This window comes from Variovorax sp. EL159 (genome assembly GCF_900100965.1).
Lineage (GTDB): Bacteria > Pseudomonadota > Gammaproteobacteria > Burkholderiales > Burkholderiaceae_C > Variovorax.
Genome location: NZ_FMUJ01000008.1, coordinates 224,640 through 238,752, shown reverse-complemented (window position 1 = coordinate 238,752; position 14,113 = coordinate 224,640). Strand labels below are relative to the sequence as shown.

Here is a 14,113-nt window from a genome sequence, read left to right as displayed (position 1 = left end):
GCTCAGGCGGGCATGGCCGTGGCCAGTGCCGCTTCTTCTTCGTCGTCGACGCCCAGGTAGGCCTCGACCACGCGCGGGTTGGCCTGCACCTCGGCGGGCTTGCCCTCGGCGATCTTGATGCCGTAGTCGAGCACGATCACGTGGTCCGAGATCGACATCACCAGGTCCATGTGGTGCTCCACCATGAGGATCGACACGCCGCACTTGCCGATGCGCAGCAGCAGCTCGCCGAGCTCGGCCGTCTCCTGCGGGTTGAGGCCGGCGGCGGGCTCGTCGAGCAACAGCAGTTGCGGCTCGGTGGCCAGCGCGCGCGCCAATTCCACGCGGCGCTGCAGGCCATAAGGCAGGCTGCCCGCGGGCCAGTGCGCGAGGTGGCCCAGGTCCACCAGGTCGAGCAATTGCAATGCGCGGTCGCGCGTCGCCTGCTCCTGCTTGCCGGCTGCCGGCCATGCGACCAGCGACGACAGGAAGCCGTTGCTCATGCGGCTGTGCCGGCCCAGCATCACGTTGTCGAGCACCGAGAGGTCCGCGAACAGCCGCAGGTTCTGGAAGGTGCGGCCCATGCCCAGGCAGCAGATGGTGTGCGCCGGCTGGCCCACGATGTTCTGGCCCAGGAAGCGGATCGATCCGGCATCGGGCTCGATCACGCCGGTGAGCATGTTGATCATGGTGCTCTTGCCCGCGCCGTTCGGCCCGATCAGCGCATGGATGTGGCCGCGCTGCAGGCGGAACGACACGTCCTGCGCGGGCTTCACGCCGCCATACGACTTGGTCACGCCCTGCACCACCAGCAGTTCGCCTTCGCCGCCGGGGCCGATCTGCCCGGGCACGCCGCTGTCGCCCGTGCCTTCGCCACGATGGCGCGGCTTCATGAACCACTTGTTGAACAGGCCCACCACGCCGCCCGGCATGACGTACAGCGCGAACAGCAGCAGGAAGCCGTACAGGAAGTGCTGCGCCGAGGGCCAGCGCGCCAGCAGCGCGTCGGTCAGCGTGAGCAGCACCGCACCCACCAGCGGGCCGTACATCGAGCCCGCGCCGCCGAACAGCACCAGCAGCAGGATGAAGATCGACAGGTGGAAGGTGATGAAGTCGGAGTTGATGTACTGGTTCTGCTGCGCGACCAGTGCACCCGCGATGCCGCAGGTGACGGCCGCGACCACGAAGGCCATGACCTTCGCGCGGTACACACGCACGCCCACGGAAGACGATGCGATCTCGTCCGCCTGCAGCGACAGCAGCGCGCGGCCGAAGCGCCCGTTCAACAGGTTGCGCAGCAGCAGGTGCAATGCGGCGCACAGCACGATGCCGAGAATCACCCACTGCGTGGTGTCCAACGGCGCGCCCTTCCAGGTGAGCGGGCGAATGCCGTAGATGCCTTGCGCGCCACCGAACACGTCGGTCCATTCGCCCACGAGCTTCTCGACCACGATGCCGAAGGCCAGCGTGACCATCGCCAGGTACGGGCCCTTCACGCGCAGCGACGGCAGCGCGATGAGCACGCCGCACAGGCCCGAGATGACGGCGGCCAGCGCGAGCGCGAGCCACGGGTCCATGTCGGTGCGCGAGGTCAGCAGCGCGACGCCATAGGCACCGGCCGCGAACAGCCCGGCCTGCCCGAGCGATTTCTGCCCCGCGTAGCCGACCAGCACATTCATGCCGGCCGCGCACAGGTAGTAGACGCACATCATGAAAGCGATGCGCAGGTAGTAGTCGTTGCCGAGCATCGAGACGATGCCGATCAGGACGGCCGCCGCCAGCACCACGCCGGCGGGATGGGCGAAGCGCTTCATACCTTCTCCACCGTCTTGCGGCCGAACAGGCCGGTGGGCCGGAAGGCCAGCACCAGGATCACGAGCGCGAACACCGCCACCTCGCGCCACTGCGCCTGCCAGAGATTGACCATCGACTCCAGCACGCCGAGCAGGAAGCCGCCGATCACGCAGCCGCGCGGATTGCTCAGGCCACCGATCATCGCGCCCGAAAAACCCTTGAGCCCCACGGTCAGCCCCATAAAGAGCGAGGCCTGCGCGATGGGCGCGAGCAGAAAGCCCGAGAGCCCGGCCAGCGCCGAGCTGACGACGAAGGCGCCGATCATCATGGCGTTGGTGTTGATGCCCATGAGGCTCGCCACGTTGCCGTTCTGCGCCACCGCGCGCATGGCCTTGCCGACCATGGTGCGGTTCATCACGCGGTCGAAGCCGAACATCACGACCACGGCCACGCCCAGCGTCAGCAGTTCCTGCGGGCGCACGCCCACGCCGAACATGCGGATCACGGTGTCGCCCACGGGTGCGGGCACCACCACCGGCTTCGGGCCCCAGATGGCCAGCCCCACGCTCTGCAGGATCACGCCGAAGCCCAGCGTGCTCATCACCCAGGCCATGCCGGGGCGGCCCGCGAACGGACGCACGCCCAGCACATAGAGCAGCCAGCCCAGCAACCCCATCACGCCGAGCGCGGCCACGAGCGCGAAGAGCTGCGCACCCGCGCCGGGAATGGCGTCGCCGAAGGTCGTGGAATCGAAAGGCTTGCCCAGCACCAGGAACAGCGCGCTCATGCCGATGAAGGCACCGGCCGAGACGAACTCGCCGTGCGAGAAGTTCAGCGTCTTGGTGGTGGTGAACGTGATGCTGAATCCGAGTGCCACCAGCGCATAGGCGCCGCCGACGGCGAGCCCGCTGATGAGCGCCTGCAGGAGGGCTTCAACCATGGTGTGTATCTCCGTTGCGGGACGGGGCGGGGCCGCGCGAAGGCAGCCCTGCCCTGTCTCCTTTTTCTTTTCTTACTGCTTGAAGTCGGCCGGCTTGAGCGTGCCGATCAGCGCGTCGCTGTAGGGCAGCAGCTTGCCGTCCTTCCAGCGGATCCAGACCAGGTCCTTGGCGGTCAGGGCTTCGTGGTTGGTCTTGCTGAAGGGCTTGTCGTAGGTCTTGAGCACGCCCTGCACCGGCGTCTTCAGGTCTTCGAGCGCGGCACGCACGGCGGCGCCGTCGGTGCTGTTGGCCTGCTTCATCGCCTGCGCCAGCAGTTGCATCGAGTCATAGCCATGCAGCGCGAACGAGAACGAGCCCGGTGCCTTCAGCTTGGTGCCGATGCGGTCGAACAGCTTCTGCTGCGCGGGTGTGCGGGTTTCGCTCACTGTGCGCATGAAGATCGGCTTCTCGGCCAGCGCCTTGCCGGCCGCGTCGTAGAAGGTGATGTTGTCGGCGGCCCACGAGGTGAGCGTCAGCGGGAAGTAGTTGATCTTCTCCATGCTGCGCACAAGCTGCGCGATGGGCGTGCCCTGCGCCCACACCACCACGGTGTCGACGTTCGCGGCCTTCATCTTGCTCAGCTGCGAGGTCATGTCGGTGTCGCCGACGCCGAAGCGCTCGGTGGCCGCGATCTTGATGTCCTGCAGCTTGGCGATTTCTTCCATGTCCTTCAGGCCGCCCTGGCCGTAGCCGGTGGTCTCGGCCATCAGGCCCACGACCTTGGAGCCGGCGGTGTTTTTCTTCACGTAGGCCATGAGCGCGGCCACCTGCTCGCGGTCGACCATCGAGACGCGGAACATGTAGTTGTCGGCGCCGGGGCTCATCGGCTTGGTGATGTCGGTGCCCGAGCCCACGTTGCCCAGCACGGGGATCTTCTTCTGGTTGGCGATGTGCTTCCACGCCATCGCGTTGCCCGAGTTGGTGGGGCCGAACACCGCGACGACCTTCTCGTTGTCGATCAGGTCGCTCATGTTCTGGATCGACTTGGGCGGTGCCGACACGTCATCGCGCGTGACCAGCGCGAGCTTCTTGCCGAGCACGCCACCGGCGGCGTTGATGTCGGCAATGGCCGCCTCCATGCCGAGCACCGCGGCCTGTCCGCTCTGCGCCGAGGGCGAGGCCGAGAGGTCGCCGTTGTAGCCGAGCTTGATGTCCTGCGCCGATGCGGTGGCGGCGAAGGCCGCGAACGCGGCGGTCGCGAGCAAGGTCTTGTACAGACGGATGGTTTTCATTTTTGTCTCCTGATGGATGTGACGGACGAGGAAGCGGAAAGGAAAAGCGGAAGCGGGAACGGCTCAGACGGCGAGGAAGCCGCCGTCCACCGGCAGCGTGATGCCGGTGACGTAGCGCGACATGTCGCTGGCCAGGAAGATCACCGGGCCCACGAGGTCTTCGGTCTGGCCGACGCGGCCCATGGGGATGCGCGTCATGAACGATTCGAGGCGGCCCGGGTTGTCGCGCGTGGCGGCGGTCATCGGCGTTTCGATCACGCCCGGTGCGAGCGCATTCACGCGCACGCCGGCCGGTGCCAGCTCCTGCGCCAGCGACTGCGTGAGCATCTTGATGGCGCCCTTGGAAGGCGAGTAGCCCAGGCTCGCGCCCTGCCCCGCATACGCGGCGATCGAGGCGATGTTGATGATCGAGCCCTTGGTCTGCTTGATCGCGGGAATGAAGGCCAGCGTCGTGTTGAAGGTGCCGTGCACGTTCACGTCGATGGTCTTCTTCCAGTTGGCCGCTGCGTGGGGGCTGGCGGTGGTTTCGCGAATGATGATGCCGGCGTTGTTGACCAGCAGGTCGATCGTGCCGACCTCTTCACCGACCTTCGCAGCCAGCGCGTTGCAGGCCTCGGGCGACGTGACGTCGAGCACGAAGGACCACGCCTGCCCGCCTTCGTCGCGCACCAGCTGCGCGGTCTCGCGCACGGTGGCGTCGTTCATGTCGGTCACGATCACGCGGGCACCGGCTTGCGCCAGGCCGAGTGCGAGCGCGCGGCCGTTGCCCTGGCCCGCGCCGGTGATGAAGGCCAGGCGGCCTTCGAGCAGGCGCGGGGCGACGTTGGAGGGAAAGGCCATCGGTGTCTCCTTCTTCTATGAACGGAATGCGGATGCGTTGACTGGAAAGAAAAGCTCAGGCCTTGCGGCTCACGGGCACGGCTTCGCGCTGCTCGACCTTCAGCGGCACGGCCGCGGTGGCCTCGGCCTGCGCGAGCTGCAGGCCCGCCACGTAGCCGAATGTCAGTGCCGGGCCGAGCGTGATGCCCGCGCCGGGGTAGTTGCCGCCCATCACGCTGGCCGCGTCGTTGCCGACCGCATAGAGCCCCTTGATGGGTTGGCGGTTGGCGTCGAGCACGCGGGTCTTCTCGTCGGTGACGAGGCCGGCGAAGGTGCCGATGTCGCCGATCACCAGGCGGATGGCGTAGTACGGGCCGTTTTCCAGCGGCGCGACGCAGGGGTTGGGCGTGACGTTGGCGTCGCCCTGGTAGCGGTTGTAGGCCTTGCTGCCCTTGCCGAAGGCGGGGTCGTCGCCGGTGCGCGCGCCCTTGTTGAACTCCTGCACGGTGGCCTCGAGCGTGGCCGGCGCAATGCCGATTTCTTTCGCCAGCTCGCCGATGCTCGCGCCGCGCTTGAGGTAGCCGCTCTTCAGGTGACGGCCGATGGGCAGCGGCGACGGTGCGACGCAACCCAGGCCGTAGTTGCGCAGTGCCTTGTGGTCGCACAGCAGCCAGGCCGAGACCTCGGGCTCGCCTTCACAGGCCTTGACCATCGCCTGCACGAAGTCGTGGTACGAGTTGCCTTCGTTGGCAAAGCGCTTGCCCTTGGGCGTGACCGCGATCACGCCGGGCTTGGCGCGGTCGATGAAGTGGGGCATCACGCCCTTGGTGCCGTCGGGGCGCGTGGTGACCGATGCGGGCACCCAGGCCGCCGCATGCGGAATGGTGCCGTCCACGCGGCCGCCCACGGCTTCGGCCAGGCGCAGGCCGTCGCCGGTGTTGGTGGAAGGCGATGGCGAGTAGTGCTCCTTGCCGGTGGGCGCATGCGGAAACAGCTGCTTGCGGCGCTCGACATCAAAGGGAAAACCACCGCAGGCCAGCACCACGCCGCGCTTGGCCACCACGCGCACGCTCTTGCCTTCGTGCTGCACGACCGCGCCCGAAACGCCGTCGTACTCGACCACGAGCTTCTTCACGGGCGACGACAGCCACACGGGAATGTCCAGGTCCATCGCGGCCTTGGCGAGGCGGCCGGCCAGTGCGTTGCCGTTGGTCAGCGTCATGCCGCGCCCATGGCCCAGCACGTCGAGGAAGTGACGGGTCAGCCGCTTGGTCACGTACCAGAACGAGGTCGGCGACTTGAAGGCCCGCATGAAGTGTTTGATCTCGGGGCCCGAGCCCAACATCATCCCGAACACGGTGAGTTCGGGCAGCGGCGGCGCCAGCAGCTTCACGCGCTTGCCGAGTTCGCGGCCATCGAACGGCCGCGTGACCATCGAGCGGCCGCCCTGCTGGCCGCCGGGCGCTTCGGCGTGGTAGTCGGGAAACACCGCCGGCATGTCGAACTGCACGCAGGTCTTGCGCGTGAAGAAGTCGATGGCCTTGGGGCCCATGTCCAGGAAAGCACCGACGCGCGCCGCGTCGAAGTGGGTGGTGGTCTCGTGCCGCATGTAGGCGAGCGCGGCGCCTTTGGGTTCGTGGATGCCCTGCTCGGTGGCCAGGCGCGTGCCCGGAATCCACAGCCAGCCGCCCGAGCGCGCGGTGGTGCCGCCAAAGCGCGGCTCCTTGTCGACCACCAGCACCTTCAACCCCTGCGAAGCCGCCGTGATGGCGGTGGACATGCCCGAGGCGCCGCTGCCGACGACCAGCACATCGCATTCAAAAGTGTTCTGTTCCATCTCTGCCTGTCTTGCCTCTGTGTGTACGACTTAAGTTGCGGCGGAGTTTAGGCAGCGACATTGATATGGTCAAGTCGTTTAGTTACTATCAGATGATCAATCATTGTCGATTGATCATGACAATATCAGTGAAAACCCTGATGGCTATACTCGCCCCCACTCTCAACCCCCACGCCGGGCGCCCCATGGAAAAGCCAAGACGTGGCATTCAGTCAGTCGAAATCGGAACGCAGCTGCTGGTCGCGCTCGGCCGGCATGTCGCGCCCATGGCGCTGCGCGATCTCGGCAAGTCGGCGGGCGTTCCTGTCGGCAAGGCGCACCCTTACCTCGTCAGTTTTCTGAAGGTCGGCTTCGTCGTGCAGGACAGCGCGGGCCGTTACGAGCTGGGCCCGCTGGCCCTGCAGCTGGGCCTGGCCAAGCTGCAGCGGCTGGACCCGATCAAGGAGGCCTCGCCGCTGATCGAGGCGCTCGCGTCCGAGACCGAGCAAAGCATCGCGGTGGCCGTGTGGGGCAACTTCGGGCCCACCGTCGTGCGGCTCGAAGAGCCCATCCATCCGCTGCACGTGAACCTGCGCACCGGCACCGTGATGTCGCTGGCCTACACGGCCACGGGCCGGCTGTTCGCGGCCTACCTGCCGCCCAAGGTGGTCGAGAAGATGATGCTGGAAGACCTGGCGCGCACGCGCCCGGCGGACGGGCGCGGCGCCACGACCGAACTCTCGCGGGCGCAGATCGAGGCCCTGCTGGTCGAGACGCGGCTGCACGGCATGTCGCGCACGCTGGGCCAGCCGATCCCGGGCATCGACGCCTTCTGCGCGCCGGTGTTCGACTCGACCAACAACCTGGTGCTGGGCATCACGGCGATGGGCCCCGAGGCCACCTTCGACCGCGACTGGGAAGGCCGCGTCGCGGTGCCGCTGAGGGCCTGCGCGCTGGAAATTTCGCGCCGCCTGGGCTTCGTGCCCGCGGACGAGCAAGCCTGAAGCGCCGGGGTGTAGGCACGCGCTCACGCGCGTGACTAGCTTTCTCCCGCAAGTGGCGCGCAGGGGCGCCGGCACTGTAGAGGCCTACTTACCTCCCGGAGACCCCGCTCATGAAAAGCATCATCCTTTGGCTCTGCGGCGTGCCGCTCATCGTAATCATCGGCCTGAAGGTCTTCGGCATTCTCTGAACGCGAGCGCCACGAACCCGGCTTCCCCCTGCGGCGCGTCCGCGCCGTTCAGCGCCCCTTGCACGGGCGCTCTTTTTTTTGGCGGCTCAGTAGGTCTCGCGGCGCAACTGCTGCACGTCTTCGTGCAGCGACTGCGCCCAGGCACGGCGCTCGCGGCCGTGCGAATCCTGCGGCTCGCCGAAGCGCACGATGGCCAGCAGCGGCGGCGCGCGCAACGTGTTCCAGAGCGACGCCACGAGGTTGTCGTCGTCGATGTAGCGCGGGGCCTGGCTGGTCTCGCCGGTGGCCGCATCGGCAAAGCGCAGGGCCACGGGCAGCACCGGCGCGCCCGACGATATGGCCGCCTGCAGCAGGTTGGCATGGAACGGCAGCAGCCCGCGCCCGTCGCTCGTGGTGCCTTCGGGGAACACGCCGATCAGGTCGCCGTTGCGCAGTGCCTCGGTCATGTGGTGCACCACGCGCAGCGCGTCGCGGCGGCGTTCGCGCTCGATGTAGAGCGAGCCCGCGCCGGTCGACAGCCGGCCGATCAGCGGCCAGTGCTTCACGCCCGACTTCGACACGAAGCGCACGTGGCGCGCCGCATGGATGGTGGTGATGTCGAGCCACGAGAGGTGGTTGCTGATCAGCAGCACCGGCCCTTCGGCGGGCGGCGTGCCCTGCACCCTGAGCGTGATGCCCATGATCTCGAGCATGCGCCTGGACCAGGCCTGCACGCGCGCATTGCGCTCGGCCTGCGACAGGCTCGGAAAGGTGAAGCGGATCGTCCACCAGCCGACCAGCGCATGCCCCACCGCATGCAGCAGGCGCCAGCAGGCCTTCAGAGAATGGAGCATCTGGACGGGGGTCCTCTTTTTCTTTGTCCTGTTGCCGCGGCGTGTCAGCCGTGCACGACGCGGCCGGCCACCAGCGTGTGGCGTGCGCGGCCCACGAGCGGGTAGCCCGAGAACGGCGTGTGCTTGCCCTGGCTCTTGAGCGCGTCGGGCTTCACCTGCCATTCGAGCGACGGCTCGAAGATGCACAGGTCGGCCACGCCGCCTTCAATGAGGCGGCCGATGCCGGTGTCCGCATCGGCGGCGGCCAGCAGGCGCGCCGGCGCCGAGGTGACGACTTCGATGGCGCGCGCCATGCCCACGCCGCTGCGCTCGCCCCACTGCAGCGCGAGCGGCAGCAGCAGTTCGAGCCCGGTGGCGCCCGGCTCGGCTTCCGCGAAGGGCAGCGTCTTGGCGTCGGCTTCGACCGGCGTGTGGTCGGACACCAGCGCGTCGATGGTGCCGTCGGCCAGCGCAGCCGACAGCGCCTCGCGGTCGCCCTGCTGGCGCAGCGGCGGGTTCAGGCGCGCGCGGCTGTCGAAGTAACCGATGTCGACATCGGCCAGGTGCAGCGAGTTGATGCTGACGTCGCACGTGAGCGGCAGGCCCTGCGCCTTGGCCTCGCGCACCAGCGCCACGCCGCGTGCGCTGGAGATGCGGCACAGGTGCACGCGCGCGCCGGTGCTCTTCATCAGTTCGACGATGGTGAAGATGGCGATCGTCTCGGCCGACACGGGCACGCCCGCAAGGCCGAGCCGCGTGGCGAGCGGGCCGCTGGCCGCGACGCCCTTGCCGAGGTCGCGGTCTTGCGGACGCAGCCACACGGTGTAGCCGAAGGTGCTGGCGTACAGCAGCGCGCGTTGCAGCACCTGCGTGTCGGCCAGCGGCACATCGGCCTGGCTGAAGCCGATGCAGCCGGCCTCGGTGAGTTCGGCCATCTCGGTCAGCACGCCGCCGGCGAGGTTGCGCGTGAGCGCGCCGAGCGGGAACAGGCGCGCGCACTGCAGCTTCTCGGCACGGAACTTGAGCATCTCGACCAGGCCGGGCTCGTCGAGCACCGGGTCGGTGTCGGGCGGGCACACGAGGCTGGTGACGCCACCGGCAATGGCCGCGGCCATTTCGCTCTCGAGCATGCCTTCGTGTTCGTAGCCCGGTTCACGCAGGCGCGCGGCCAGGTCGACGAGGCCCGGCGCGACCACGCAATCCGTCGCGTCGATGGTGCGGTCGGGCTTGAAGCCGACGGGCGTGTTGCCGATGGCAACGATCTTGCCGTCGGCGATGGCGATGTCGATCTTCTTGTCGATGCCCGATGCGGGGTCGATGACGCGGCCGTGGGTGATCAGTGTCGTTTTCATGCTTCGTTGCCCGCGACGATGCTCATGACGGCCATGCGAACCGCGATGCCGAAAGTGACCTGCGGAAGGATCACGCTCTGCCTTCCGTCGACCACGGCGGAGTCGATCTCCACGCCGCGATTGATCGGCCCCGGGTGCATCACGATGGCATCGGGCTTGGCCAGCTGCAGCTTCTCGGGCGTGAGGCCGTAGGTCTTGAAGAACTCCTGCGACGAAGGCAGCAGCGCGCCGCTCATGCGCTCGTTCTGCAGCCGCAGCATGATGATGACGTCGCAGTCCTTGATGCCTTCTTCGAGCGTGTGGCACACGCGCACGCCCATGCCGGCCATGTCGCCGGGCACGAGCGTCTTCGGGCCGACCACGCGCACTTCGGCGCAGCCGAGCGTGGTCAGCGCATGGATGTCGGAGCGCGCCACGCGCGAATGCAGCACGTCGCCGACGATCGCGACCGTGAGGTTCGCGAAGTCTTTCTTGTAGTGACGGATCGTGTACATGTCGAGCAGCCCCTGCGTCGGGTGCGCATGGCGGCCGTCGCCGGCGTTCACCACGTGCACGTGCGGCGCGACGTGCTGCGCGATCAGGTACGGCGCGCCCGACTCGCTGTGTCGCACCACGAACAGGTCGGCTGCCATCGCGCTCAGGTTGGCGATGGTGTCGAGCAGCGACTCGCCCTTGGTGGCCGAAGAACGCGCGATGTCGAGGTTGATGACGTCGGCGCTCAGGCGCTTGGCCGCGATCTCGAAGGTGGTGCGCGTGCGCGTGCTGTTCTCGAAGAACAGGTTGAACACGCTCTTGCCGCGCAGCAGCGGCACCTTCTTCACCTCGCGGTCGCTCACGCTCGTGAAGTTGGCGGCGGTATCGAGGATGTGCGTGAGGATGGCCTTGGGCAGGCCCTCGATCGACAACAGGTGGATCAGCTCGCCGTTCTTGTTGAGCTGGGGGTTTCGCTTGTAGAGCATTACTTGCTTTCCTCCACCTTGAGGCTGAACGCGCCGTCGGCAGCGCGTGCAAGGGCCAGCAACTGCGTGTCGGGCAGCGTGAGCGTGGTGGCCGCGAAGTCGGCCGCGACCGGCAGCTCGCGCCCGCCGCGATCGACCAGCACGGCGAGCCGCACGCAGGCCGGACGGCCGAAGTCGAACAGCTCGTTGAGCACCGCGCGGATGGTGCGGCCGGTGTAGAGCACGTCGTCGAGCAGCAGCACGTCGGTGCCGTTGACGTCGAAGGGCAGCGCGGTCTGCGCGCTGGCCGACAGGCCACGGCGCGCGAAGTCGTCGCGGTGCATGGCCGACGAAATGATGCCGGGCGTACCGGGCAGGCCCAGGTCTTTCTGCAGCCGCTCCACCAGCCAGGCACCGCCGGAGGTGATGCCGACCAACCGGGTCTCGGGGCGCATCAGCGTCTTCACGCCGGCCAGCAGCTTCGTGTAGAGCGCTTCGGCGTCGGGGATGGAGTTCACTGGACTCACGAAAGGCTCCTCAGGAATTGCTCCAGGATGATGCAGGCCGACGCGGCATCGGCGTCGCGCGCGCCCGACGACAGGGCCTCGGTGGTGCTGTAGCGCTCATCGACCTCGAACACCTGAAGGTTGAAACGCCCGCGCAACTGGCGCGCGAACTTCTGCGCGCGGCGGGTGTTCTCGTGCGGAGCGCCATCGGGGTGGTACGGCACGCCGATCACCAGTGCGTCGGGCTGCCATTCCTTGATGCGCGCCTCGACCTGCGCGAAGCGGGCGTCGCCCTCAGCCTTGATGGTGGGCTGCGGGGTGGCGGTGGCCAGCAGGCGGTTGCCGCTGGCGACGCCGGTGCGCTTCAGGCCGAAATCGAAGGCCAGGAAAGTCTGGAAATGGGCAGGAACGACGACGGGAGCAGAGGAAGACGGAGCACTGTCGGACATCGTCGGTTCAATCACAGGGGGCCGCCGCGCCCGGCCGCCCGAAGCGGCCGGCCCGCCCCCGGCAGGGGGTTGGCGAAGCGACACGAAGTGCGCGAAGACTGGGGGCGAGCCAAGGTCATCAAGCGTGTCCTGCTTCGGGGGAGAGCTTCCAGGCTTCGAGCCCCAGCAGCATCAGCGCCTTGTCGTAGCGCTGCTCGACCGGCGTATCGAAGATCACGGCCGGGTCGGCGCCGACGGTGAGCCAGCTGTTCTCGGCCAGTTCGGACTCGAGCTGGCCCTCGCCCCAGGCCGAATAGCCCAGCGAGACCAGCACCTTGCGCGGACCGGCACCGGTGGCCAGGGCCTCCAGCACGTCTTTCGAGGTGGTCATTTCGAGCCCGCCGGGGATGGTCATGGTCGAGGCGTAGACCGATTCCTCGGGCTTCTCGGCATGGGTGAAGACCGGCTCGTGCAGCACGAAGCCGCGCTCGGTCTGAACCGGGCCGCCCTGGAAAACGGGGGCCTCGCCCAGTTCGGGGCGGGCCAGGTGCAGCTCGATCTTCTCGAAAAGCACCTTGAGGTTGATGTCGCTGGGTTTGTTGATCACCAGGCCGAGCGCACCGCGCTCGCTGTGTTCGCAGAGGTACACGACGCTGCGGTTGAAAGTTTTGTCTTCCATCCCGGGCATCGCTATCAAAAAGTGATGCGTGAGGTTCATCGGGGCAGAATCGGCGGCCATATGCCCCCGATTTTACTGGCCGTCGACAAGACCTATCCCAAAGGGCTCATGTGGTTCCGCCGCGACCTTCGCGTGGACGACAACGCGGCCCTCTACCGGGCGTTGCGGGCCTGCCGGCAGGTGGTCTGCGTTTTCGTGTTCGACAAGGCCATCCTGGACACGCTGCCCACCGTCGACCGGCGGGTGGAATTCATCCGGGAATCGCTGGTCGAGCTCGAAGCCGAGCTGCGCGCGCTGGGCGGCGGGCTGATCGTGCGGCATGCCATGGCGGTCCAGGAGATTCCCGCGCTGGCACGCGAGCTGGGCGTGCAGGCCGTCTTTGCCAACCGCGACGACGAGCCCGATGCGCTGGCGCGCGACGCCAAGGTGTTCGGCGCGCTAGCCAATGCGGGCGTCACCTTCCACACCTACAAGGACTCGACCGTCTTCGACCGCGACGAGGTCATGACCCAGGCCGGCCAGCCCTACACGGTGTTCACGCCCTACAAGCGGGCCTGGCTGGCCAAGGTCGACGCCTTCTTCCTCAAGTCGTACCCGGTGCGCGGCCATGCCGACGCGCTGGCGCCACTGCCCGAGGCCTTGCGGGCACCGGTTCCGTCGCTGGCGGACATCGGCTTTGCCAAAAGCAACCTCGGGGCGCTGGAGATCCCCACCGGCACGCGCGGTGCCGGCGCGCTGTTCGAAGACTTCTTCGAGCGCATCGACCGCTACGACGCCGCGCGCAACTTCCCGGCCGTGCGCGGCCCCAGCTACATGGGCGTGCACCTGCGCTTCGGCACGGTGTCGATCCGGCAGATGGCCGGTGTGGCGCACCAGCTGTCGCTGCAGGGCAATGCCGGCGCCTCGACCTGGCTGAGCGAGCTGATCTGGCGCGACTTCTACTTCCAGATCCTGGCGCACTTTCCGCACGTGCACGCCAACGGCGAGTCGAAGAGCTTCCGGCCCGAGTACGACAAGATCCAGTGGCACCACGGCAAGCATGCCGACCAGCTCTTCAGCGCCTGGTGCGAGGGCCGCACGGGCTACCCGCTGGTCGATGCCGCCATGCTGCAAATCAACCAGAGCGGCTACATGCACAACCGCCTGCGCATGGTGGTGGCCAGCTTTCTTTGCAAGGACCTGGGCCTGGACTGGCGGCGCGGCGAGCGCTACTTCGCGCTGCACCTGAACGACTTCGAGCTGGCCTCCAACAACGGCGGCTGGCAGTGGGCCAGCTCCAGCGGCTGCGACGCCCAGCCCTACTTCCGCATCTTCAATCCGGTGACGCAAAGCGAGCGCTTCGACCCCGAGGGCAAGTTCATTCGCCGCTACCTGCCGCAACTGGCGGGGCTGTCGAACGCCGCGATCCATGCGCCGTGGACGGCATCGCCGGTGGAGCTGGAGGCGGCGGGCATCAAGCTCGGCGAGACCTACCCGCTGCCGGTGGTGGACCATGCCGAAGCGCGCGAGAAAACGCTGCAGCGTTATGGCGTGGCGCGGGCCAAGGCAGTGGCGCAAAAATAAAAAGGGCCCGAAGGCCCCTTTTG

At 67.6% G+C, this 14,113-nt stretch carries 13 protein-coding genes; 2 read left to right on the top strand and 11 right to left on the bottom strand.

The window, feature by feature from the left end; genetic code table 11:
- Positions 1–2: 2 nt before the first annotated feature.
- The 5 genes from BLQ28_RS28560 to BLQ28_RS28540 form a co-directional block, all read right to left on the bottom strand.
- Entirely contained in the window at positions 3–1,793 is a 1,791-nt protein-coding gene (locus BLQ28_RS28560) for a branched-chain amino acid ABC transporter ATP-binding protein/permease (RefSeq protein ID WP_093246700.1), read from the bottom strand.
- A complete protein-coding gene (locus BLQ28_RS28555) occupies positions 1,790–2,713 on the bottom strand; it encodes a branched-chain amino acid ABC transporter permease (protein ID WP_093246699.1) in 924 nt (307 codons plus the stop codon). Before BLQ28_RS28555 ends, BLQ28_RS28560 begins: the two co-directional genes overlap by 4 nt.
- 72 nt (positions 2,714–2,785) lie before the next feature.
- The gene (locus BLQ28_RS28550) at positions 2,786–3,985 is read right to left on the bottom strand and encodes an ABC transporter substrate-binding protein (RefSeq protein ID WP_093246698.1); all 1,200 of its coding nucleotides are present in this window, start codon (positions 3,983–3,985) and stop codon (positions 2,786–2,788) included.
- A gap of 63 nt (positions 3,986–4,048) precedes the next feature.
- A complete protein-coding gene (locus BLQ28_RS28545) occupies positions 4,049–4,825 on the bottom strand; it encodes an SDR family NAD(P)-dependent oxidoreductase (RefSeq protein ID WP_093246697.1) in 777 nt (258 codons plus the stop codon).
- A gap of 55 nt (positions 4,826–4,880) precedes the next feature.
- Positions 4,881–6,641 (bottom strand): FAD-dependent oxidoreductase, encoded by a 1,761-nt coding sequence (locus tag BLQ28_RS28540; protein WP_093246696.1) that lies wholly within the window; start codon positions 6,639–6,641, stop codon positions 4,881–4,883.
- Positions 6,642–6,826: 185 nt separating this feature from the next.
- Here BLQ28_RS28540 and BLQ28_RS28535 point away from each other — a divergent pair, with 185 nt between their 5' ends.
- Positions 6,827–7,624, top strand: coding sequence for an IclR family transcriptional regulator (locus BLQ28_RS28535; protein ID WP_093246695.1), 798 nt, complete (start codon positions 6,827–6,829; stop codon positions 7,622–7,624).
- A gap of 274 nt (positions 7,625–7,898) precedes the next feature.
- On the opposite strand, the gene BLQ28_RS28530 is transcribed toward BLQ28_RS28535, so the two are convergent.
- The 6 genes from BLQ28_RS28530 to BLQ28_RS28505 all read right to left on the bottom strand — a co-directional run bounded on the left by BLQ28_RS28530 (position 7,899) and on the right by BLQ28_RS28505 (position 12,587).
- A complete protein-coding gene (locus tag BLQ28_RS28530; protein WP_093246694.1) occupies positions 7,899–8,645 on the bottom strand; it encodes a lysophospholipid acyltransferase family protein in 747 nt (248 codons plus the stop codon).
- Between the two features lie 44 nt (positions 8,646–8,689).
- The gene (locus BLQ28_RS28525; RefSeq protein ID WP_093246693.1) at positions 8,690–9,976 is read right to left on the bottom strand and encodes a dihydroorotase; all 1,287 of its coding nucleotides are present in this window, start codon (positions 9,974–9,976) and stop codon (positions 8,690–8,692) included.
- Positions 9,973–10,935: an aspartate carbamoyltransferase catalytic subunit gene (locus tag BLQ28_RS28520; RefSeq protein WP_093246692.1), complete on the bottom strand. Its 963-nt coding sequence runs from the start codon at positions 10,933–10,935 to the stop codon at positions 9,973–9,975. The genes BLQ28_RS28525 and BLQ28_RS28520 overlap by 4 nt, the downstream gene beginning before the upstream one ends.
- Positions 10,935–11,432, bottom strand: a complete 498-nt coding sequence (gene pyrR / locus BLQ28_RS28515) for a bifunctional pyr operon transcriptional regulator/uracil phosphoribosyltransferase PyrR (protein WP_093246691.1) — start codon at positions 11,430–11,432, stop codon at positions 10,935–10,937. The genes BLQ28_RS28520 and pyrR overlap by 1 nt, the downstream gene beginning before the upstream one ends.
- Before the next feature lie 5 nt (positions 11,433–11,437).
- A complete protein-coding gene (ruvX, locus tag BLQ28_RS28510; RefSeq protein WP_093246690.1) occupies positions 11,438–11,869 on the bottom strand; it encodes a Holliday junction resolvase RuvX in 432 nt (143 codons plus the stop codon).
- A 118-nt stretch (positions 11,870–11,987) separates the two neighbouring features.
- The gene (locus BLQ28_RS28505; protein WP_093246689.1) at positions 11,988–12,587 is read right to left on the bottom strand and encodes a YqgE/AlgH family protein; all 600 of its coding nucleotides are present in this window, start codon (positions 12,585–12,587) and stop codon (positions 11,988–11,990) included.
- Between BLQ28_RS28505 and BLQ28_RS28500 the strand changes: the two genes are divergently transcribed.
- On the top strand, positions 12,588–14,090 hold the full coding sequence (locus BLQ28_RS28500; RefSeq protein ID WP_093246688.1) for a cryptochrome/photolyase family protein: 1,503 nt from the start codon (positions 12,588–12,590) through the stop codon (positions 14,088–14,090).
- Positions 14,091–14,113 lie beyond the last annotated feature (23 nt).